The 21,049-nt window shown below is 45.4% G+C and carries 20 protein-coding genes; 2 read left to right on the top strand and 18 right to left on the bottom strand.

Translation table 11 applies throughout. The features are described from left to right. Positions 1–319 precede the first annotated feature (319 nt). On the top strand, positions 320–976 hold the full coding sequence (locus L3V33_RS16060; protein WP_076678140.1) for an oligogalacturonate-specific porin KdgM family protein: 657 nt from the start codon (positions 320–322) through the stop codon (positions 974–976). A 277-nt stretch (positions 977–1,253) separates the two neighbouring features. Here L3V33_RS16060 and L3V33_RS16055 read toward each other — a convergent pair whose 3' ends face one another. Both L3V33_RS16055 and L3V33_RS16050 read right to left on the bottom strand, forming a co-directional pair. Then, a complete protein-coding gene (locus L3V33_RS16055; RefSeq protein ID WP_004736129.1) occupies positions 1,254–1,694 on the bottom strand; it encodes a DUF411 domain-containing protein in 441 nt (146 codons plus the stop codon). Next, positions 1,684–4,467: a heavy metal translocating P-type ATPase gene (locus tag L3V33_RS16050; protein WP_237290802.1), complete on the bottom strand. Its 2,784-nt coding sequence runs from the start codon at positions 4,465–4,467 to the stop codon at positions 1,684–1,686. The genes L3V33_RS16055 and L3V33_RS16050 overlap by 11 nt, the downstream gene beginning before the upstream one ends. Positions 4,468–4,798: 331 nt before the next feature. On the opposite strand from L3V33_RS16050, the gene gltX reads away from it, so the two are divergent. After that, a complete protein-coding gene (gene gltX / locus L3V33_RS16045) occupies positions 4,799–6,226 on the top strand; it encodes a glutamate--tRNA ligase (protein WP_054548128.1) in 1,428 nt (475 codons plus the stop codon). A gap of 138 nt (positions 6,227–6,364) precedes the next feature. On the opposite strand, the gene L3V33_RS16040 is transcribed toward gltX, so the two are convergent. From L3V33_RS16040 to L3V33_RS15965, 16 genes are all read right to left on the bottom strand, one after another. Beyond that, positions 6,365–6,829: an Sbal_3080 family lipoprotein gene (locus tag L3V33_RS16040; RefSeq protein ID WP_102550794.1), complete on the bottom strand. Its 465-nt coding sequence runs from the start codon at positions 6,827–6,829 to the stop codon at positions 6,365–6,367. An 8-nt stretch (positions 6,830–6,837) separates the two neighbouring features. After that, positions 6,838–8,061, bottom strand: coding sequence for a beta-ketoacyl-ACP synthase (locus L3V33_RS16035; protein ID WP_237290801.1), 1,224 nt, complete (start codon positions 8,059–8,061; stop codon positions 6,838–6,840). Then, positions 8,058–8,783: a 3-ketoacyl-ACP reductase FabG2 gene (locus L3V33_RS16030; protein WP_145572152.1), complete on the bottom strand. Its 726-nt coding sequence runs from the start codon at positions 8,781–8,783 to the stop codon at positions 8,058–8,060. Before L3V33_RS16030 ends, L3V33_RS16035 begins: the two co-directional genes overlap by 4 nt. Next, positions 8,780–9,244, bottom strand: a complete 465-nt coding sequence (locus tag L3V33_RS16025) for a hotdog family protein (protein WP_237290800.1) — start codon at positions 9,242–9,244, stop codon at positions 8,780–8,782. The genes L3V33_RS16030 and L3V33_RS16025 overlap by 4 nt, the downstream gene beginning before the upstream one ends. Further along, the gene (locus tag L3V33_RS16020) at positions 9,237–10,421 is read right to left on the bottom strand and encodes a beta-ketoacyl-[acyl-carrier-protein] synthase family protein (RefSeq protein WP_237290799.1); all 1,185 of its coding nucleotides are present in this window, start codon (positions 10,419–10,421) and stop codon (positions 9,237–9,239) included. Before L3V33_RS16020 ends, L3V33_RS16025 begins: the two co-directional genes overlap by 8 nt. 5 nt (positions 10,422–10,426) lie before the next feature. Continuing rightward, positions 10,427–11,050 (bottom strand): DUF3261 domain-containing protein, encoded by a 624-nt coding sequence (locus tag L3V33_RS16015; protein ID WP_237290798.1) that lies wholly within the window; start codon positions 11,048–11,050, stop codon positions 10,427–10,429. Then, positions 11,047–13,419 (bottom strand): MMPL family transporter, encoded by a 2,373-nt coding sequence (locus L3V33_RS16010; RefSeq protein ID WP_237290797.1) that lies wholly within the window; start codon positions 13,417–13,419, stop codon positions 11,047–11,049. Before L3V33_RS16010 ends, L3V33_RS16015 begins: the two co-directional genes overlap by 4 nt. After that, on the bottom strand, positions 13,391–14,089 hold the full coding sequence (locus tag L3V33_RS16005; protein WP_237290796.1) for an outer membrane lipoprotein carrier protein LolA: 699 nt from the start codon (positions 14,087–14,089) through the stop codon (positions 13,391–13,393). Before L3V33_RS16005 ends, L3V33_RS16010 begins: the two co-directional genes overlap by 29 nt. Further along, a complete protein-coding gene (locus L3V33_RS16000; RefSeq protein WP_237290795.1) occupies positions 14,076–14,606 on the bottom strand; it encodes an acyl-CoA thioesterase in 531 nt (176 codons plus the stop codon). The genes L3V33_RS16005 and L3V33_RS16000 overlap by 14 nt, the downstream gene beginning before the upstream one ends. Before the next feature lie 73 nt (positions 14,607–14,679). Next, a complete protein-coding gene (locus tag L3V33_RS15995) occupies positions 14,680–16,227 on the bottom strand; it encodes an aromatic amino acid ammonia-lyase (protein ID WP_237290794.1) in 1,548 nt (515 codons plus the stop codon). Then, positions 16,205–18,088, bottom strand: coding sequence for a glycosyltransferase family 2 protein (locus L3V33_RS15990; protein WP_237290793.1), 1,884 nt, complete (start codon positions 18,086–18,088; stop codon positions 16,205–16,207). Before L3V33_RS15990 ends, L3V33_RS15995 begins: the two co-directional genes overlap by 23 nt. Further along, complete coding sequence (locus tag L3V33_RS15985; protein ID WP_145572159.1) at positions 18,081–18,443, bottom strand: 3-hydroxyacyl-ACP dehydratase; 363 nt, start codon at positions 18,441–18,443, stop codon at positions 18,081–18,083. Before L3V33_RS15985 ends, L3V33_RS15990 begins: the two co-directional genes overlap by 8 nt. Before the next feature lie 89 nt (positions 18,444–18,532). Continuing rightward, complete coding sequence (locus L3V33_RS15980; protein ID WP_237290792.1) at positions 18,533–19,915, bottom strand: AMP-binding protein; 1,383 nt, start codon at positions 19,913–19,915, stop codon at positions 18,533–18,535. Between the two features lie 6 nt (positions 19,916–19,921). After that, entirely contained in the window at positions 19,922–20,479 is a 558-nt protein-coding gene (locus L3V33_RS15975; protein WP_237290791.1) for a septation protein IspZ, read from the bottom strand. Then, on the bottom strand, positions 20,479–20,736 hold the full coding sequence (locus L3V33_RS15970) for an acyl carrier protein (RefSeq protein WP_004739745.1): 258 nt from the start codon (positions 20,734–20,736) through the stop codon (positions 20,479–20,481). The genes L3V33_RS15975 and L3V33_RS15970 overlap by 1 nt, the downstream gene beginning before the upstream one ends. Before the next feature lie 10 nt (positions 20,737–20,746). Then, positions 20,747–21,007 (bottom strand): phosphopantetheine-binding protein, encoded by a 261-nt coding sequence (locus tag L3V33_RS15965; RefSeq protein ID WP_102445120.1) that lies wholly within the window; start codon positions 21,005–21,007, stop codon positions 20,747–20,749. Between the last annotated feature and the right edge of the window lie 42 nt (positions 21,008–21,049).

Genomic DNA, 21,049 nt, shown 5'->3' with positions numbered 1-21,049 from the left:
AAAACTATAAATCAAATGTGATTGAACCAACTGAATCTAATTTTGCGTCGTAAAATAATGTGATCTTGATCTGTACATTTTTGCGTCTTGAGTTTTTTATCAATTTTTATGTTTTTAAGTGTCTGATTTTAATCTGTTAAATAACTTGTTCTTTTTTGATAGTGAGAGAGATCACTCTGCTCATTCTTTTATTTTGAAACGCAAATTAATTAGAGCAACATAGATTTCATGCCAGGGAGGCTACCAACTACTCAAGCGGTGAAGGTGAATGATGTACCGAAGATGTGCCGCTGAAAAAATCAAACTAAGGCAGTTTACTATGAAAAAAATTATCGCTCTAAGTGCACTTTCTCTTGCTTTTGCTTCTAGTGCTTTTGCTGGTTCTTCTTACGTTACAGGTAACGTTCAATTTCACTCTGATTTCCAACCAAACGCTACGTCTACATTAGAAGCTGGCCACACGTTTGATTCAGGTACAACGCTACTAACAGAGTTCGATGGTATCTCTCTTGGTAAGTACGACGATGATGCTCTACAAGACAACAACATTGGTAACTCTCCATACATCACTCTTGGTGTTGAGCAGATGTACAACATCAATGATAACCTATGGGTTGCTGCTGGTTACCACCACCTACTAAATAACGGTGAGACGGTTCAGTACCGTCCGCTAGTTAAGATTGGTTATAACTTCGATAACGGTATTTCTATCAGCAACCGTACTCGTTACCACGCTATGGAAGATAGCAAAGCTGACGACCAAACTCGTTTTGATAACCGTATCGGCTATGCAGTAAACGCTGAGCTAGCTCTAAGCTACAACAACGTATACGTGATGAGCGATGCTGATAATACTATGGACCACGAGCTTCGTGCTACATGGACTCGTCAAGGCGTTCAACCTTACTTTGAGTACCGTAACCAAGCTGACAATGCTAACAACGCATTCGTATTCGGCGCTTCTTACGGCTTCTAAGCCGATTCACTTGGCTGCTTAGTCTATTAGATTATTAGCCGAGTGAGCTTCTTCGCTAAATAGCTTTTTTGTTAAATAGCTTTTTGCTAAATAGCTTCTTAGCCAATTAGCGAGGAGAAATATAGCGGCACTAACAGCCCGGTTGGTGCCGCGACAAGATTTGCTTTACTGTCCAAAAGCAAAGAGCCTAGCAAGTAAACCACAGTCTTGGGTTTACTCATGCTAGGCTCTATTTTTATGACTTCTTTTTATTGCTTGGCGTTGGTCTAGTTAAGCTTTATTTTCCGTTGTAATGACGGTACTCAAACACCTGACCTTCTTCATTAAACGCATACACAGAATACTCGTCTTTCTTATCGCCATACTCCATGCCCGGTGAGCCCATTGGCATACCTGGAACCGCTAAGCCAATCGCATTGCGTGGTGGGTTTTCTAAAAAGGCTTTCACGTCCTCTGCTGGAATGTGCCCTTCAAATACGTAACCGTCGATCTCTGCAGTGTGGCAAGAGGCTAGTTTTTGCGTTACCCCTAACTTCTGCTTGATTGGATTCATATCATCGTGGAGCTTCTCTGTAACATCGAACCCAGCATCTCGCATATGTTCTGTCCATTCTGTGCAGCAGCCACAGTATGGAGACTTATGGTTTAGAACATCAGTAGCTAGAGCTTGTCCTGAAATTGCAGCGAGTGCTGTAAGAGTCATAATTTTACGAATCATGGTTAACCTCATGAATATGGTTTTTGTTGATATTAGAATGTGTGGGTTTAAACAGTCTTAATCTGTTGGCATTGCTTACTACCGTGATTGACGACATCGCCATAGCAGCGCCTGCAACGACTGGACTAAGCAGAAATCCGAAAAATGGGTAGAGCACACCGGCTGCGATAGGAATACCAAGCGAGTTATAGATGAAGGCACCAAACAGGTTTTGCTTCATGTTTCTTACGGTCGCTTGGGACAACTCGATCGCATTGCTTACTGATAATGGCGATGAGTTGAGTAGCGTCATTTGCGCACTTTCAATCGCGACATCACTGCCACTGCCCATTGCGATTCCTATATCTGCTTGAGCAAGAGCTGGTGCATCGTTAATACCGTCTCCGACCATAGCAACACTCTTATATTGCTGTTGAAGCTGAACAATATGTTGAGCTTTCTGCTCTGGAAGTACTTCCGAGATAACCTCGTCGATACCGACGCTTTTACCTATCGCTTGAGCAACAGAATCGTTGTCGCCTGTTAATAGCACGGTGTGAATTCCGGCGGATTTTAGTTGAGCAATGGCTTGTTTGCTATCTATTTTTAATGCGTCTGAAATGCCAAATATGCCTTCCAGTTTTTGATCTATTACAACGAAGATTGGTGTCCATGCCTGTGAGCGGCAAAGCTCAATAAAGTCCGCGCCAATTTCAGTCTCAATGCCAAGTTGAGTGAGGTACTTAAGTGAGCCGACTTGAACGTTCTTGCCGTTAATTATTGCTTGTACGCCAAGCCCACGTTGGTTTTCGAACTCGCTATGAGGTAGCGCTGAAACTTGTAAGCTCTCTGCATATTGGCAAACGGCTTTCGCTAATGGGTGTTCTGACCCTACCTCTACCGAATAGGCGTAAGCCAGCAGTTCTTGCTCTGATAGATCGCCATAAAAAGCCTGCTGAACGGTTGGCTTACCTTGAGTTAGGGTGCCGGTTTTATCAAATACGACAGCATCGATTTTGCTTGCAGATTGCAACACATCGGCATCCTTGATCAGAACGCCAAACTCTGCGGCTTTACCAACGCCGACAGTAATTGAGAGCGGTGTCGCTAAGCCCAATGCGCATGGGCAGGCGATGATCAGCACTGTTGTTGATACCACTAGCATGTAACTTGCACTAGGTTGTGGTCCAACAAAAAACCAAACTAAGGCGGCAATGGCTGCGATCGCGACAACAACAGGTACGAAAACGGCAGAGATAGAGTCAGCGAGCTTAGCAATCGCAGGTTTGCTGCTTTGTGCTTGGCGAACCATCTGAATGATTCGAGCCAACATGGTGCTTGAGCCAATCCCGGTCGCTTCAATGACCAGGCTGCCATCACCATTAATGGTACCTGCTGAAACGCCATCATTAATCGATTTAACGTTAGGAAGCGGTTCGCCAGTCAGCATTGATTCATCGATGTAGGATTCACCCGAAACCACAACGCCATCGACAGGGACTTTTTCTCCCGGTTTTACACGCACTTGCATACCGACTTGAATGGCTTCGGCGGCGATGGTCTGTTCGTTACCATCGACGATAACTACCGCTTTTTGAGGCTGTAAGTTAATTAGTGCCTGTAAAGATTTTGTGGTGCGTGCTTTGGCTTTAGCTTCAATGTAGTGCCCTAAAGAGATAAGGCCGACAATCATTGCACTTGCTTCAAAATAGACATGACGCGATGGTTCTGGGAACCATGTTGGAATCAGTACAACCAGCATTGAATAGAACCATGCTGCGCCGGTACCCAAAGCAACTAACGTATCCATGGTCGCACGCTTATGCATGAGTGATTGCCAAGCGTTAGTGAAGAAGCTGCGTCCTGAAGTCGCAAGCAGTATCAAACAGACCACACCAACCAATCCCCAAGCTAATTGATCGTTAAATGTAACAATGGTCATGCTGCCACCGAACAGACCCCACGCCATCAGCGGAGCTCCGATAACCAGCGCACTTACTGAATTCTTTAGGAAAGCTTTTTGGGTACGAAGTTGTTGTTCTTGTTGTTTTTGTTGTTGAGTTGCCGCGTCATCAACGAATTCAGCACCGTAACCTGCGGTTTTCACCGATTCTATTAGAGCGCTTTCAATCACATCTCGTGTTTTAGAGGTGAAAACCAAGGCTGTCTGTTCTGCGAGGTTGATCTGAGCTTGGTCGACGAACTCATTCTTTTTCAACGCTTTCTCTACCGAAGAAACGCAACTCGCACATGTCATTCCTTCAAGAACAAGGTGATAGGTATATTGGCTAGCAGCAGGTTTAGCTTGTGTCGGTTCTATGGGCGCTGTTTTTTTATCTTCTTTTGAATCTGAACTCGATAAAAGGTCATTAGCTTCAGAGTAGGGAGTCGCGTGATAACCCACGCTTTCGATCAGCGCAATAAGCTCGGATTCTGCAAGCAAAGTAACCAAGGACAATTCATATTTGCTGACTTCTAGGTCTGATATTTGCTCGGTCTGCTCAAGCGCTTGAGTCAGTTTGCTCACGCACTTACCACAGCTGAGTCCTGATAATGATAGATGCAGCGAATTACCCATGGAATAACTAAGGGGCGCTAACTGTTCGTTGAGTTCAACGTAGCTAAAAGGAGTCGAAATATCGATGTACGTCGGCGATATATCATTGATCGTCGTATTGTCGAGTTCGCCAAACAGTGTGCGAACTTTCTTCGCACAACCCATGCAATTTAGGCCGTTGAGCGCGGTTGTGTAATGCTTCATATCGATACTCCAATTCTCATCTACGCCTAACATAAACCTTCCCGTAAGGGTAAGGTCAAACATAAATTCAAGAATTTGATCTTAGTGGCATATGAATGGGCGGGGTACGTTGATGAAATAAGCGAGAGTTAAAGAAAAGCGTGGCTATAATTTATTGGCTCAGGCTATAGATTTGCTACATCGAAGCTGAATTTGGCCTTTCTACAGTGGCTTTCGCACAAGATCCGCGCATTAATCATTCACTACTGATTGTAGATTTAAGCGGTGGTGATAAAATAGCGCCCAAAATTTAGTGATATTTGTCTGTTACAGGCTTTGTAATGGCGAGCACTAAAAGAATCACCTACATAATCAAGGTATTTAAATGACGGTTAAAACTCGTTTTGCTCCTAGCCCAACTGGCTATCTTCACGTTGGTGGTGCACGTACTGCACTTTACTCTTGGCTATTCGCTAAGAATCAAGGTGGTGAATTCGTTCTGCGTATCGAAGACACGGACCTTGAGCGTAACTCTCAAGAAGCGGTTGATGCAATTCTAGAAGGCATGCAATGGATGGGTATGGAATGGGATGAAGGTCCTTACTACCAATCTAAGCGTTTTGACCGTTACAACGAAATGGTTGATAAGCTACTTGCTGAAGACAAAGCATTCAAATGTTACGCGTCTAAAGAACTGCTTGATGAGATTCGTGCAGTACAAGAAGAAAACAAAGAAATGGCTCGTTACGATGCGAACCACCCTAAAATTGTTGCAGCAAACGAAGCAGCAAAAGAAGGTGATGCATGCGTTATCCGTTTCCGTAACCCTAAAGAAGGCAGTGTAGTATTTGATGACCAAATCCGTGGTCGCATTGAAATCTCTAACAGCCAACTTGATGACCTAATCATTCGTCGTACAGACGGCGCACCAACATACAACTTCGTGGTTGTAGTGGATGACTGGGATATGGGTATTACACACGTTGTTCGTGGTGAAGACCACATCAACAACACACCTCGCCAAATCAACATCTATGAAGCACTAGGCGCGCCAGTTCCAACTTTCGCTCACTGTGCAATGATTCTTGGTGATGACGGTGCGAAACTTTCTAAGCGTCACGGTGCTGTTTCTGTAATGCAATACCGCGATGAAGGTTACCTACCAAATGCACTGAACAACTACCTAGTTCGTTTAGGTTGGTCTCACGGTGACCAAGAGATCTTCTCTCAAGAAGAGATGATTGAGTTCTTCAGCCTTAAAGCAATCAGCAAGTCTGCATCTGCATTCAACACTGAAAAGCTACTTTGGTTGAACAACCACTACATCAAGACTTCTGAGCCTGAGTACGTTGCAAAATACTTGCAATGGCACCTAGACGCACAGAAGATCGATACAACAAACGGCCCAGCGATCACTGAAGTGATCAAGCTAGTTGGCGAGCGTTGTAACACGCTTATCGAACTTGCTGAGCAGTCTCGTTACTTCTACGAAGATTTCTCTGAGTTTGAAGCTGGCGCAGCGAAGAAGCACCTACGTGGTGTTGCTAAAGGCCCACTAGAGCTTGCTCTTGCTAAGGTTGAAGCACTTGAAGATTTCACTACTGCAAACATCAAAGATGGTGTGATTGCAGCAGTATGTGAAGAGCTAGAGATCGGCATGGGTAAAATCGGTATGCCACTTCGCGTAGCAGTAACAGGTGGCGGTCAGTCTCCTTCTGTTGATGCAGTGATGGAGCTGGTTGGTAAAGAGCGCGTAATCGCTCGCATCAAGATGGCTCTTGAGTTCATCGCTGAGCGTGAAGCTAACGCTTAATTGAGCTATTGCTAGATTCACAAAAAAGGGTCAGTAACTTGGTTACTGACCCTTTTTATTTGTCTTGAGCTTTGCCGATTAGAACTTTTTCGATTAAAGCTTTGTCGATCCGAACTCTGCTGATCAGAACTGGATTCGTTATAGCTTGTCGTCAGTAATCAGTTGGGTCGCTTGATCCGCTGTTTTCTTATCGAACAAGATATCCATCATCGCTTTGATGCGTTCCATATCGTCGCCAAACTTTGATAAATTTCCGCTATTAGGTGCCTTAAATTCTACGTTGCCTACGCGCTGTTGATCTTGATAAGCTGAGATCTTGGCGTCTGCCACAAAGGTTCTGAAATCCCAACTCCAGCGAGAGACATAATCAAGCGTAATATCCTCTGGGTTATGTTCTGAACCGTCTGCAACGACTTTACATTTGACCTGATTGTTCAGGCACCAATCGAGCATGGAATCGAGGAAAATGCTGCGTGTTTTTACATCTTCCACGATCGTGATATTTTCGATGTTGTTTGCTTCAGGAAGTGCATTGCCCGAATACTTCGGAGCACTGCAACCTGCGAGTAAAAAGACAACAGCAAGAGCTAGCCAATTTTTCATTATCTATCCTAGATTTTTTTGAAGATGATGGAAGTGTTGATCCCGCCAAAGGCAAAGTTGTTGCTCATTAGGTATTCAACATCCAGTTCGCGGCCTGAGCCCGTTATGTAATCAAGTTTACCGCAGCGTTCGTCAATGTTTTCAAGGTTCAATGTTGGACTGAACCAGCCTGAATGCATCATTTCTAGGCTTAACCAAGCTTCAATTGCACCACACGCACCAAGCGTATGACCAAAGTAGCTTTTCAATGAACTGATTGGCACTTCTCCGAAAATGTTCGCTGTAGCATTACTTTCTGCAATATCGCCTTTTTCAGTTGCGGTACCGTGAGCAGAAACATAACCGATCTTTTCAGCCGGAAGCTGTGCGTCTTTGAGTGCTTTCTCCATACAAACTTGCATGGTTTCCATTTGAGGTTGAGTTACATGGGCCGCATCGCAGTTGCTGGCAAAGCCGATGATCTCAGCGTAGATTTTTGCGCCACGAGCAACAGCATGTTCATACTCTTCGAGCACAAGCGTACCTGCGCCTTCACCGATGACTAGACCATCGCGCTCACTGTCGTAAGGGCTAGGGGATTTTTCTGGTGTGTCGTTTTTTAAACTGGTAGCAAAAAGGGTATCGAAAACGGCAGACTCAGTTGGGCATAGTTCTTCACCACCACCAGCAACCATCACGGTTTGGTAGCCGTGTTTGATCGCTTCATAAGCGTAACCAATCGCTTGGCTTCCTGAAGTGCAGGCACTGCTGGTGGGAATCACGCGCCCGCGCAAGCCAAAGAACAGTCCAACGTTGACCGCAGCAGTGTGTGGCATCATTTGAACATAGGTAGTTGCTGTGATTGCTCGTGTCGATTTCTCATTAAGCATCACACCAAACGCACCTACGGCATCAGTACTGCCGGTTGAAGACCCGTAGGCAATGCCCGTTTCTCCGTTAGTTAGAACATCATGTCCAATTAATCCGGCTTGTGTTAAAGCATCTTCAGTCGCGACAGTGGCTAAGCGAGAAACCCGACCCATGCCTCGAACCTGTTTACGTTTGTAGTGTTTTGGTAATTGGAAGTCATCAATAGGCGCAGCTAGCTTAGTGTTGAGGCCATCGTATTGCTCAAAACTTGGCATATATTGAGTGGCATTTTCACACGCTTTCAGTTTTGGCTCGATGTGCTGCCAATCATTACCAAAGGCAGTAACACCAGACATGCCAGTTACAACAACGCGGTGGGTCATACTAAGCCTCCATTGACAGAAATTACTTGGCGAGTGACGTAGCCTGCAATATCAGACATTAGGTAGCTGACTAGGCCAGCCACTTCTTCTGGCTCGCCCATGCGGCGCAGTGGAACTTGAGGTAGAGCGTGATCTTTCACGTGCTCATCAACCATACCGGTATCGATTAATCCTGGAGCAACACAGTTTACTGTGATCTTGCGTTTTGCGAGCTCAAGAGCAAGAGACTTAGTTGCGCCAATTACGCCCGCTTTTGCTGCGGCATAGTTAGTTTGGCCACGGTTACCCATGATGCCTGATACTGACGCCAAAGTGACGATGCGACCGCCTTTACGCTTTTGAACCATAGGCATTACGCACGGGTGAAGTACGTTGTAGAAGCTGTCGAGATTGGTATGGATCACGCCATCCCACTCTTCTTCCGTCATGGCAGGGAAGGCCGTATCACGAGTAATGCCCGCGTTATTTACTACACCATAGTAAGCGCCATGTTTAGCTATATCTGATTCAAGTGTTTCACGGCATTCACTGCGATTGCTGATATCGAATTGGATCAGACGTCCTGCGCCACCCAATTCAGTGATCGACTTTAAGGTATCTTCGGCACCTTGCTTGTCACCCATGTAATGAACGGCGATTTCAAATCCGTCTTTTGCGAGTTGAATAGCGATCGCTTTACCAATGCCTTTACTGGCACCAGTGACTAATACCTGACGGGTCATGATGGGCTCCTAGTTTTCATTTCTTGTAATTTGTGTTCAGTTGGCACATAGACATTAAGTTGGCATTGAGCCATCAATTCGCCTTGGTCTTCGACTCTGGCGGTAAACACGGCCATGCCACTGTCTTCCATCAGTTGCTCGGCGTAGATATCAAGGGTTTGCCCCTGAGTAAATTGGTCACAAAGTGATTTGTAACGACGAGAACCCAGTAAAAACCCGATGGGTGGAGTGGTGCCGTTTTTTATCGCGTGGTATCCAGACCAAGCGGCAACCGACTGCGCCATAAACTCGATACCAACATAAGCGGGTACGGTTTGAGTGTCTGCGTTAAAGAACAGGTTATGTGCTCCAATATCCACTTGGCAGTGAATCGATAACGCCTCTACGCTGATAGCACGATCGATTAATATCATCGGGTCATCATGTGGGAGGAGTTGGTCTACAGAAGGGATATCAGTCATTTACTACACCAAAAATCAGGCTAATGTTGTTGCCACCAAAAGCAAAAGAGTTGCTTAAGATGTTCTTTACTTTAAGTTTCTGGGCACAGTTTACCAAATCAATCTCAATATCCTCAGCTTTATCCTGACATTTTTGTAAGGGAAGCGGTAAGTCATATTTTAAAATATGCCATGCTATTGCTGCTTCTATCGCACTTGCGGCTCCAAGAGTATGCCCGGTGAGCGGCTTGGTGGAACTGACGGGAACCTTGTTTGCAAAAATACGATGAATGGCTTTGCTTTCCATTGAGTCATTGAGTGGGGTTGCGGTGCCATGGGCATTGATATAGCCGATATCCTCTGCTGTTAGCTGTGCAGCGTTCAGTGCCTTTCTCATGGCTTGTTCTGCGCCATTTCCTTCAGGGTGAGGGGCTGATATATGGTGCGCGTCAGAACTATCACCACAACCTAACAGAGCAATATTGGGTAAGTTGTTCGATGGTTTTATTGTGCTAAGCAGCATAAATGCGGCGGCTTCTCCGATATTAATACCATCTCTAGAAGCACTAAAAGGCTGACAATGTGTCGTTGAAAGCGCTTCAAGGCCATGGAAGCCATTGAGCGTAAGTTTACATAAGGTATCGACACCTCCAACCAAAACAGCATCGGCTATGCCGGAATCTAACAGTCGCTCGGCGGTGAGAAATACACGGCCACTTGATGAGCAAGCCGTCGAAGTTGCATAACTTGGCCCCATTATCGCGCAGTATTGGCTGACGAACTCAGAAGTATTGCCAAGCTCTTGTTTCGAGTAATGGTAATGCTCAGGAAACTCATCGTGTGTCAATTTATGTTTGAAAGCCGCTTCACCATCAGAAATACCTGAGGTGCTAGTGCCTATAACAACAGCAACTTTATCCGAGCCAAATTGTAATTTTGCTTGCTCGATAGAATCTTTGATTTGGTTTAGGGCCGATAACGCGAGCTGGTTATTACGAGTAGCGTATTCGGCAAGGTGCTGAGGGATTTCAGGCAGATCGCCAGCTACCTTACCAACAACAGTCGACTTGCCGTCATTCAGCATATCGTCAACTTCAACCATATTCGATCTGTGCTCATTTTTAAGGCAGTCGTGAATTTCAACAACACTTGAGCCTAGCGCCGAGTGGAAACCACAGTCTTGGATGTAAATAGGCATAGTGTTCAGCTCTTACTTGGGTTGTCGATAATCGTTGAGTTCAACGTTTGTATAGTGATGGTATAGCCTTGGGTCAAATGCGTGAAAACAATGTCGCCGCTAGTTTTGTCAGCTCCGGAATCCGCTTGGTAATCAATTCGAATGATTGCCTGTTGGTTATCGTCAAACACTGTGCGGCTGTTTTCTGTGTCGACCAAGTGCCAGCCGATACTTTCTAAAGGTTGAGTCCACGCTTCAACTGGCCATAAGGTCAGCATTAAATTAAATAGCACCTGTTCGGGTTGCGGCAGGGTCGCCCCAAGGCCAGATAAAACCTGTGTATCAATCACTTGGTTTTGGTACTGCAGTGACAAAATTCGAGTCCCCCAAGATGAAAAACCCGCTAACACCACTTTATCTGGTGTCACTTCAACTTGAACAGGAAGTTGTTGAGTCTCGTTTTGCCAGGTCGCGTTAATCAACTGGCTCGCCGTAAATGAGTATCCAAGCTCAGAAGGCAAAGGTAAGGCTAATTCGGTGTCATTATCGATAGACACACTTGCGCCAGTCGGCTGCTGAGAAACCATTGAACAGGCACTGAGTAGTAAACCCAATACAACGCCCAGCGTTATCTGTATTGTATTTTTCATCTAAAAGCCTCATGAGGTTTTGGTTTTCTTGCGGCTTTCTCTGTATTGATTGCTAGTGGAGAAAGCAACCACGCCACAAAAATACCCGTTAAGACGGTAACACCGAAGCTATGAATGGCATGAGTCTGACTTAATGACAGTAAACCAAATGAAAGCAGCGTCGTGAGGCCAGACAAGGTAATAGCTAACAAGGTGCTCAGTGATTTCTTCTGCTCAGCAAAGAAAAGGGTGTAGTCGATGCCAATCCCTAGAATCAGAATCAGACCCAATAAGTTAAATAGGTTTAAGGTCGAACCTAAAACGCCGGTGATCGCTAGCCCTGCGATTCCCGCAATCAAAGACGGCAACAGCATCAACAGGCTCTGTTTTACACCATAGCGCCAACCTAAAACCATTCCAATGGCTGCCAATGCTATTAATAATAGTTCGGTGATCTTGACTCTGTATTCAGCAAAAAGCGACGAAATTTCATCGGCCTTATTGAGGAACTTAACATCTTGATGCTGAGCAAAATCTGAACCAAGCCATTGAGAGAACAGCTCTGAGTCAGTGACATCTTTGATTAAAATAACAGACGCAGCTTGTCCATCAATCGGCCTCAACCAAAGAGGACGAATGGGTTCTGATACTGGTGATGCTAAAAACTCATCAACTGTTATTGGTTCATAGTTAGGAAGCTCAGGGAAACTCGACCAACCTAATGTGGTTTGTAATGTTGAGCTCTGATTAGCGTAGAGCTGTTTCACCAGCCGATAGTTTTCATTTTGCTCATGCTCACTTGGCAGGTGTTGATTGACGCTGCGATATCCTGAGATGCCTCGCTTCTCGATCAATGAATCTAATTCAGAGGTGATCAATGCCAATTTTTTCAGTAATGCTTGATTACTTTTCGCAGTCACCAACAGCATATTTTGACCACTGCCTAATCCTGAAATCTCAGTGATGGCTTGCTCTTGCTGTTTGAGTTGTTCTGGCATTGCCTGAAGTTGGCGTATATCGTCGTCGTAACGAATTTGACTGAGTGACATTAGGCTAACGACAGTCACCATTAACGGTAAGCCTATTCTGAATTTTGGCTTGCTCCATACACTCAACCAACTATGCCAAAGCTTCACTAGGGGGAGTGGACGTTCCTGACTTGGTTTCGCCGCTAAAACGGGGTACCAACACACTACACTGGCGTAAGCTGCAATGAGTCCAATTGACGAGAACAAAGCAAGTTGTTGTAAGCCTGGGAAAGGTGCAACAAGTAAGCCTAGGTAGCCAATCAAGCTAGTAATAAGCCCCAAGCTGATCGCAATAAGGATATGTTGCAACCCTTTTTTACTTTGCCATTTACTTCCTGCCGCTAAGCGATCGGTAAGGAAGTGAAAAGAGTAATCGATTGATACGCCGATCAAACTGGCACCGAACACTAAGCTGAACAAGTGAATTTTGCCGAAGATAGCGACGGTGCTCGCGAGTGCAACCAATAATCCAGTGCTTATCGAAAGCAGAGACAAGACAAGTGGTAGGGCGCTACGAAATGTCAGCCACACCAACAAAATAACGCCAGCTAACGATCCTAAACCAATGGTGCTGATCTCAGATTTTGCACTTTGAGTGCCGTAATTAGCGTAGAAAACCACGCCAGTGTGCTGAACTTTGACGTCAAATTGCTTCTCTATGCCTCGCTCTAAAGCGTCAAGTGCCGGAAGTTGCTCTTGAATAGCCAAGCTATAGGGAGAGCCAGCCAAGGTTGCGGTAACCAAAATGTGTGACTGATCTTGCGATTGCGCCGTTAGGTAGCCCTCTTTAAGGCTAAAGTTACTCGAACGAGTACCAACGGCGCTGATGTAGTCTCGAAATAACAAAAAAGGATCGAGTGTCAGTTCGGCTGCAGTGACGCCTGAAAATGGATTGTATAACGACTGAATTACATGTTGAGCGCGAGATTCGGGCGAGTGTACCAGTGTTTCTTTTTGTTGAACGGTCAACAGTTGAGCCCGATGACGAAAATAGAAATCGCTCCATTGGCTTTGAGTGCTGGCGTTGATTTTTCCTTGCACGTGCTTAAAAAGAGTTGGCTGACTGGAGAACGCTCTTTGGTTGAGGGCTTTTTCAAAAGCATTAGTGGCAGCGGTGGCATGTTCGATATCAGAGCCACTTATTATGAAGACGACTTGCTCACTCATCGAGTTGGAAATCTGTTGAAAGGCTTGTTCTACCATAGGATCTTGCTGGTTTTCTGGCAGCAATTTCATAATGTTGCTTTCAATCGGTACTGAAGAAGAAAAAGCGAACTGTTTGATTAACAGTCCGCTAAATAGCACCACGACAACAAGCCAAATAAGGGCAAGGCTAGAGTTGGAATTGTTGCGCTTCAGCATCTGATAATACTTCCGGTTGATGGCTTAGCTGGCTAAATTCGATCACTGTGCTGTCTCCACGAATCTCTTTCAGCTCAATGCGTTCAATATCGTTGTTACCTTGTAGTGTGATGGCTTCAAATACCGCATTCATTGGCGCACTTTTGGGCTTTAGAGTGAGCGTCCATGACGTACCCTCTGTGCTTTCATTTGCACTTTCATCTGAGCTTTGCTCAGTCGCGGGTTCAAATGACAATGAGAACTGCTCTTGGAGTTTTTGAGTATCACCGTGGAACACCGCTAGGAATATATGGCTGAAATAAAACGCCATTGGGTTTTCTTGGTCGGTGATGATCTTAGCTGGTTGATCAGCAAACCTTTGGCTCAGTTTGTTGTCGGTTAGCACCAAGCTCACAGGGAACGGTGTCGCTTGTGTCCAAAGTAAACCATTCGATTTGTCTAACAGGAAAGTACCTTGTGATGTTAAAGGCTGAGCGAACATTTCCATATTGCGTGTTTGAGTAAACTCTCCACGCACGATGTTGTTTGCACTTAATACTGTTTGAAGATATGAAATAGAGCCAACCGTAGCTGTACTTTCATTAGCAATAACAAAGCTACTCGCCATCACAGAGGCAAGCCCTAGTAGTGCGATACTGATTTGCTTACGTCCGTGATTAAACAGACTCATGTTTCACCTGCTGCTGTGTGTTAGTTGCTTGAGATTGATCGGATAGCGGATTATTTGATTGAGTGGTGTTTGATTGTGGCAAACAGCCAAATTGGTGCCAATGATCGATTTTATCGGTAAATATTTTCGGCGAAGCAAAACACATTTCTTGTTCTTCAATGGTCACCGCAACCTGCATGGTATGAGCTCGCGTCATACGAGCTCCAGTGTTGGCATCGTGAATCTCGTAGTCAACACGCAAGCGATTTTCCCACTCGGTCAGCTTAGCTGATACCTTGATCTGATGATTAAAAGGGATCGCTTTAATGTACTTTACGCGCGTGTCGATGATTGGCCACATGTAGCCGGAATCCTTCATCTCATGATAGTTGTACTCAATCTTATCCATCATGATGCGCCTTACTTCTTCAAAAAACCGGAAGTAGTTGCCGTGATAGATCACGCCCATCGGGTCGGCATCTTGGAATGAGGTAACTAGAGTGACCTCAGATTGTAATGGATGAAGGATTTCAGACATAAATCGCTCTCAACAATATTGCGTAAAGGGTTGGCTACTTTATGAAGTTAGCTACTTTATGAGGTTAACTACTCTATGAGTAAAGTGACCAGTGCTGACTTTGAATACGAGCAATGAAGTGGCGTAGATCGCCTTCAAGCGGTCGATCTTCAACAATAAACTCAAATTCTTTGAGTACTTCGTCGCGAATGTGCTTTAGGTTTTCACTCATGTGGTGCTCATCAAGCTCATTGTGACGTTTACGAAGTTCAAGTGCTTGTGTACCCGCCAGAAGTGATGCTGCTGCCACTTGTTCCGTTAGCTCTAGAACGCGTAAACAATCACGAGCAGCAATGGTACCCATGCTGACTTTATCTTGGTTGTGACATTCAGTAGAACGAGAGAACACGCTCGCTGGCATGGTGTGTTTCAGTGCTTCTGCCGTCCAAGCTGAAACACCGATCTGTACTGCCTTGAAGCCGTGGTTGATTGGCTTACGTTCGCCTTCTGCGCCTGTTAGGTTAAATGGCAGTCCGTTGTTGAACTTGTAATCCATCAACTGTGCCATTTGGCGATCAAGCAGATCCGCAAGGTTGGCTACTGCTGTTTTTAACGTATCCATCGCCATGGCAATATGGCCGCCATAGAAGTGTCCACCGTGCAGTACGCGCTCGTTGTCGCCATCGATAATTGGGTTATCGTTAGCGCTGTTGAGCTCGTTCTCAATCATTTGGCGAAGCCAAGGCAAAGAGTCTTGAACGACACCGATAACGTGTGGAGCACAGCGCAATGAGTAACGATCTTGCAGTCGGTCACTGTTGCGAGGTGGGCGTTCTGCTTGAAGGTCGTCGCGTAACCACGCTGCAATTTGTTGTTGGCCAGGGTGAGGCTTCACTGCAAACAGTGCTTCATCGAAGTGGAAGTCATTACCTTGCATACCCACAGACACCATTGCCGTGATCTTAGTCGACAGTTGAGTTAGGTATTCAGCGCGTTTGTAGGCGATACAAGCCAAAGCTGTCATCACTGACGTGCCATTCATCAACGCTAGGCCTTCTTTGGGCTTAAGCTTGATAGGGTTAATGCCTAGTTCTTTGTAGACATCACTGGTTGGGCGAACTTCGCCTTTATAGATAACATCGCGCTCGCCAATCAGTGTTGCTGCCAAATAAGACAAAGGCGTTAGATCGCCACTGGCACCGACAGAGCCTTCTTGAGGAATACGCGGTGAGATATCTTGGTTGATCAGGGTAACGATTTGGTTGAGCAGATCGTGAGTCACACCAGACACACCTTGTGACAACGAACAAAGACGTGTTGCTAACACTGCGCGCGCTTGTTCGTGAGACAAAATTTCGCCTAAACCACAGCCGTGAAAACGCGTTAAATGCAGTGGTAATTCATCGACAAGGTTCGGCGGGATCGCAACGGTACATGAGTCACCGTAGCCTGTTGTCACACCATAGATCACGCCTTCTTCTTTCAATAGGCGTTCTAAAAAAGCGACACCACGGTCGATTTTTGATGTGAATGCTTCACTTGAGTTCATCGAGGCTTTTGCGCCTTGTGAGATAGCGACAACGTCCTCGATAGTGAGGCGTTCGGCACCAAAAGTGATGCTATTTGGATTCTTTTTCGTCATGGTGCTGGTTGCTCAATGTCCAAAAGTTAAAAAAGTTGTACCACTGAAGCGGTGCTTTCAGTGTGTAGTGCTGAAGTCGGTTTGCGTATTTTTGCACGACTTGCTGTAAAGATTGTTCGCGAGTCTTTCTTGGTAGCTCGATCTTGTCGCTAAAATGCTCGAAATAAACATTAAAGTGCGGTTTTGATTGAGTGTCATCACGTAGACCAAACAATAGAAACACGGGCGCTTTAAGTATAGAGGCTAACATAAATGGCCCTTGAGGAAAGGGGGCTTCTTTACCCAAGAACTCAGCCCATACCGAGCGACTTTCTTTGCTGGTGGAGGTTCTATCGCCCACAATCACAATCCACTCGCCTTGTTCCAGTTTCTGCTGCAACAAGATAGCGGTATCTGGCCCCATTGAGGTCACTTGGATTAGGTTTAAATCAGACTGCGGGTTGACCGCTTTCATTACCGAATTAAAACGCTCAGCGTGTTCGGTGAAAACCAGCGCATTGATTTTGATGTTCGAGTGTCTGCGACCCAAAGCTCGGCACAGTTCGATATTGCCAAGGTGAGAACCCAGAATTAGCACACCTTGTTGGTTGGCGACCATGCTCTCAAATTGCTCTTGACCATGTATGGTGAGGTTATCGGCTGAGAAATCACCTTTCCACGCGGCTAACTTGTCTAGCATTGTATGGCCAAATGAGAGCAGGTGGTTATAGCTGGTTAATTCAGTCGGCAACTCAATGTTTTGTTGCTCAGCGTATGCCTTAAGCTGAAATAGGTACTGTTCTGAGGCGTTTCGTGCACGTTTGCCCGTTAGATGGTAGTAACGCATCACACCGCGCAAAATCAGATTAAATACGCCTCGGCCTAACAAGGTGTAAACGGCCAATAACAGTTTGATGCCAAGTACTGTTCCGCGTTCTTGAGTGCGCGACCAGTGTGGTTGCTCTGAACCTTTCTGTTTTGAATTTATCTGTTTTGAATGTACCTGTTTTGAATCTGCCGAGGAACCTTGGCTATTTTCAGCTGGCAAACTCTTAGCTGCAGATAAACTCTCGGCAGCAGATAAGCTCTCGGCGGAATCTGATTTGAAATGACGAGCAATCAATTTTGGTGCTCTCGGCAGCATGCCGAAAAACAGTCTCGTGTGCATCCAGCTGATTTTCACGTTATCCCACAGCGCATCGAAATGAGATATGCCGTTTTCAGGATAGATGACTCGCGTCTCAATAAAGTCGATGTCGCAGCCTTCCCAATACAGGCGAACCAGTATCTCGATATCGAAGTCCATTCGAGACCCAACATCGTATTTATTCAGTACGGTTTGCGTCTTATCGATTGGATACGCTCTAAAGCCACACATGCTGTCTTTAATCGATAGAGAGAGGGTTTCTATCCATACCCAGATGTGTGTCGCGTAGCGTCCGTAGAGCCTTGCCTTAGGCACGCTCTCGTCATATACAGGCTGACCTGATATCAGGCGTTGTGGCTTAGCTTGTGACGCTTGGATTAATGCGGGCAGAGCATCTAAGTCGTGTTGGCCGTCTGCATCAATTTGGATGGTGTGGCTAAAGCCGAGCTCTTGCGCTCGCTTGATGCCAGCCTTTACTGCACCACCTTTACCTTGGTTCTGCTCAAGTGTCACCAGAGTTACGCTTGGGCTATCGGCAAGTGGAGTCAGAAACTGTTTGGTCGCGAGTTCACTGCCATCATCAACAATAATAATCGGCAGTTCGAACTTAAAAAGTGATGAGACCACAGTTGGCATGGTGGCACCGTGGTTAAAGCACGGGATTAGGAAGCAAGCGTTGTAGCTACTTTCTTTTTGCGTTTGTTGATAAGCAGCCTCGGCAGGAGCGCTATTCACTTTTCTCTCCCAGCTTCATTTTTCCTGAAGAGTGGGTTTGTTCGCCGTTGTTCGATGTGTAACTGAAGATTAATTTATCTTTATCGGCTTCCCATTTCAGTGAAAGCTGGATAGTTGAGTCAGGCAAGATAGGCTCTTGGAATTTGATGACCTCCATGCCTTTAAAGTAACCAGGGACACCTAGCTCTTGAACTGCGTAGTGAAGTGCCCAATCAATCTGTGTAACGCCAGGAAGAATAGGAAAGCTCTTGAAGTGCCCCTTAAAATCGGTGATGTCTCCAGTAATTTGGAGTGTCAGGGTCGATTCTTTCTCTGCAGTGTCAACAGCAATTACGTTTGGTTTTCTCTTATCCATAGCGCGTGCTTAGAATCCTTGGGCTGAAAATGGGTGTTCTGACAAAAATATAAAAAGACAGTCTCAGTGTAAAATACGATCAGCGGTTTCTATGATTTTATTAGCTGTTCGATGTGAGACGTTAATCGCTTACCTTGGCTGTTGAGTGGAATCTCATCAACAATACGATACTTTCTTGGGATAGCGATCGGTTCTAACCACTTTCTAAGTTCTGAACGCAGCATCAACCAGAATTTACCTTTACTCATGGTGGCGAGAGTTGCTTGGCCTTCCTCTGATAATACTAAAACTGAAGCTAAGATTAAGCGCTCAGGTTCTTCAAACGGAATTACCACGCATTCGGTTATCCAGGGTAGTTGTTCTAATCGTTTTTCCACTTCTACCAGTGATACTCGTTTCTCTTCTATCTTGATCACTCGGTCGGTTCGGCCTTTCAATATAAATTGATTATCCGAAACCATTTCGCACTCATCGGCGGTTTGATACCAGTTGTTTTTGTCGATGTACGGCGACAATAACTTAATGCAATTCTCACTGTTGAGACTAGCCTCAATACAGTCAAAAAGCTGCCAAGGCGTTTGAGCGCTCTCTTGCTGACGAAATGCGATGCCACCGGTTTCTGTGCTGCCAAATACCTCGATAGGTAGATGACCAAGCAGGTTTCGTGACTGGTGAGCCGATTCGGTGGGTAAAGGGCCACCAGAAGAGAACACACCAGCTAGCTGTGCAGACTTTGTCTCGTGTTTTAATCGTTTGAGTAGCGCAGGGCTGCTGATCAGCACGCTCTGTTTGTTAGCGTGAGACAGGATCTGCTCAGGGTATTCGAGATTGTGTCGAGCAAACGGAACGCCAGAACAAAGCGGCCATAAGATTCGAAATAACAGACCATAGATATGTTGGTGTGAGACCGTACTGTGGATACGGTTCCCTTTAAGCAACTTGCCCCAGTTTTTATCTAACTGAGCAATCTCAATATCTAGGTGTTCTAGTGTTTTATTGATTGCCTTTGGCGTGCCACTTGAGCCTGAAGTAAATAGGGTCAAGTGGATTTCTGCTAAATAAATGGCGGGAAGATTATCGGCTAGAGGCTCTTGTTTTTCGGTGTCTAATAAGGTTCGGATATTGCAAACTTCACTTATTTCCACTGCACCAATCGCATCATCGACTAGCAGACTGTCAAAATGTTCACTCAACTCGGCAAGTGCGCAAGGTTGATAGTTACCCGGTAAGATGATGTGTTTGTTGGTTACCGTACATGCCAAAAAGGCCACAGAAAATAGGTAGCTGTCTTGGGTACAAATCGCGACTCGTTGAAAAGGGGATGGAGATAAAAGGTCTACGAGTCGAGATAAGTCGTCGTTAAATGTTTGCCACGTAATCTCGCTATTGTCGTCAAAGCAGACAATAGAATCTGGCGATCTGTTCTGGCTGAGAAGCGCAGACAAGGAAGTGTAAGAGACGGTTTGGGTCATAACAATTTAACTCTGACGAATGCGCTGTCTAACTACCCACTCACCCGCAAAGAGTAACCCGGCAAACAAATAGCTGATTAGGCCATTGTATAAGGTCCAGATTTCAAGCGGTTGGAAGCAAGTGTAAAGCGCGATTGAGCCATTGATAACGAAGAACAGACACCAAACCTTGGTGACTTTTCGCGTGTAATCAACGCCACTTTGCGGAAGTTCAGGCTCTTGGAGGCGAGCAAGGCGCTCGATAATCGTTTGAGGTTGCCATAGGCTTGAAGCAAATACAGCCAACATACAAACATTAACGATGACGGGATAATAGGTTAACCAACCATGCTGCTTGAAGGTTAATCCTAGTGCTAGCAGAACAATTCCGGCACTTCCGCTGATCCAAGCTAAGTGTTTTAGCTCTTTTATTTTAGCCTGCCCGCCAGAGAAAATGCGGACAGCAAAGATAACGGCCAAGACGATACCAACGGTTTGTAGACCAAACTTGTTGAGTCCAAAGTAAACCGCTATTGGATAAGTGAAAAGTATGATTGCCGACAATAAAGTCAGCAGAGGACGCATTATGCGTCCTTCAAAAGTTCAACCACAGACTCTACAACGTCATTAACGGTGCGTACTGCTTTGAACTCTTCAGGTTTGATCTTCTTACCTGTTACGTTCTGTAGATGAACGACCAAATCGACAGCATCAATGCTGTCTAGGTCTAGGTCGAGATAAAGGTGTGCTTCAGGAGTGATATCTTCAGCATCAAGCTCAAACAGCTCAATCAGCGCATCTTTAACCTGGTTGTATACTTCTTGTTGGTTAGCTTGTGTCATAAAGATCTGTCTAGTTGTTCGTTTGAGATGAGATGTAATTCGCTAGGTTTTCAACCGAGGCAAAGTGCTGGCGAGTGTTTGAATCGTCGGCATCGATGATAATGTTGTACTTTTTCTTGATAGCAAGACCAAGCTCAAGTGCATCGATAGAATCTAGTCCCAGTCCATCACCAAATAGTGGAGCTTCTGTTTCAATTTCATCAATGCTCATATCTTCAAGGTTTAACGCGTCGATGATTAGTTGTTTCAGTTCGTTGTGTAATGTTTCCACTTTGGCCTACTTAATGCTTTATCTAAATGCTGCTTCAATGGG

Source organism: Vibrio sp. A2-1, from assembly GCF_021728355.1.
Lineage (GTDB): Bacteria > Pseudomonadota > Gammaproteobacteria > Enterobacterales > Vibrionaceae > Vibrio > Vibrio splendidus_K.
This window is presented reverse-complemented; position numbering and strand designations above follow the sequence as displayed.

Bases quoted from the DNA above. Each gene is read 5' to 3' on its own strand.
- L3V33_RS15970 (WP_004739745.1), bottom strand. From the start codon at position 20,736: ATGACACAAGCTAACCAACAAGAAGTATACAACCAGGTTAAAGATGCG.
- L3V33_RS16035 (WP_237290801.1), bottom strand. From the start codon at position 8,061: ATGACCCACCGCGTTGTTGTAACTGGCATGTCTGGTGTTACTGCCTTT.
- L3V33_RS16005 (WP_237290796.1), bottom strand. From the start codon at position 14,089: ATGAGTCTGTTTAATCACGGACGTAAGCAAATCAGTATCGCACTACTA.
- L3V33_RS16055 (WP_004736129.1), bottom strand. From the start codon at position 1,694: ATGATTCGTAAAATTATGACTCTTACAGCACTCGCTGCAATTTCAGGA.
- L3V33_RS16000 (WP_237290795.1), bottom strand. From the start codon at position 14,606: ATGTCTGAAATCCTTCATCCATTACAATCTGAGGTCACTCTAGTTACC.
- L3V33_RS16020 (WP_237290799.1), bottom strand. From the start codon at position 10,421: ATGCCTATTTACATCCAAGACTGTGGTTTCCACTCGGCGCTAGGCTCA.
- L3V33_RS15980 (WP_237290792.1), bottom strand. From the start codon at position 19,915: ATGACCCAAACCGTCTCTTACACTTCCTTGTCTGCGCTTCTCAGCCAG.
- gltX (WP_054548128.1), top strand. From the start codon at position 4,799: ATGACGGTTAAAACTCGTTTTGCTCCTAGCCCAACTGGCTATCTTCAC.
- L3V33_RS16060 (WP_076678140.1), top strand. From the start codon at position 320: ATGAAAAAAATTATCGCTCTAAGTGCACTTTCTCTTGCTTTTGCTTCT.
- L3V33_RS15985 (WP_145572159.1), bottom strand. From the start codon at position 18,443: ATGGATAAGAGAAAACCAAACGTAATTGCTGTTGACACTGCAGAGAAA.
- L3V33_RS16030 (WP_145572152.1), bottom strand. From the start codon at position 8,783: ATGACCCGTCAGGTATTAGTCACTGGTGCCAGTAAAGGCATTGGTAAA.
- L3V33_RS16040 (WP_102550794.1), bottom strand. From the start codon at position 6,829: ATGAAAAATTGGCTAGCTCTTGCTGTTGTCTTTTTACTCGCAGGTTGC.
- L3V33_RS16050 (WP_237290802.1), bottom strand. From the start codon at position 4,467: ATGTTAGGCGTAGATGAGAATTGGAGTATCGATATGAAGCATTACACA.
- L3V33_RS16025 (WP_237290800.1), bottom strand. From the start codon at position 9,244: ATGACTGATATCCCTTCTGTAGACCAACTCCTCCCACATGATGACCCG.
- L3V33_RS16010 (WP_237290797.1), bottom strand. From the start codon at position 13,419: ATGCTGAAGCGCAACAATTCCAACTCTAGCCTTGCCCTTATTTGGCTT.
- L3V33_RS16015 (WP_237290798.1), bottom strand. From the start codon at position 11,050: ATGAAAAATACAATACAGATAACGCTGGGCGTTGTATTGGGTTTACTA.
- L3V33_RS15995 (WP_237290794.1), bottom strand. From the start codon at position 16,227: ATGACGAAAAAGAATCCAAATAGCATCACTTTTGGTGCCGAACGCCTC.
- L3V33_RS15975 (WP_237290791.1), bottom strand. From the start codon at position 20,479: ATGCGTCCTCTGCTGACTTTATTGTCGGCAATCATACTTTTCACTTAT.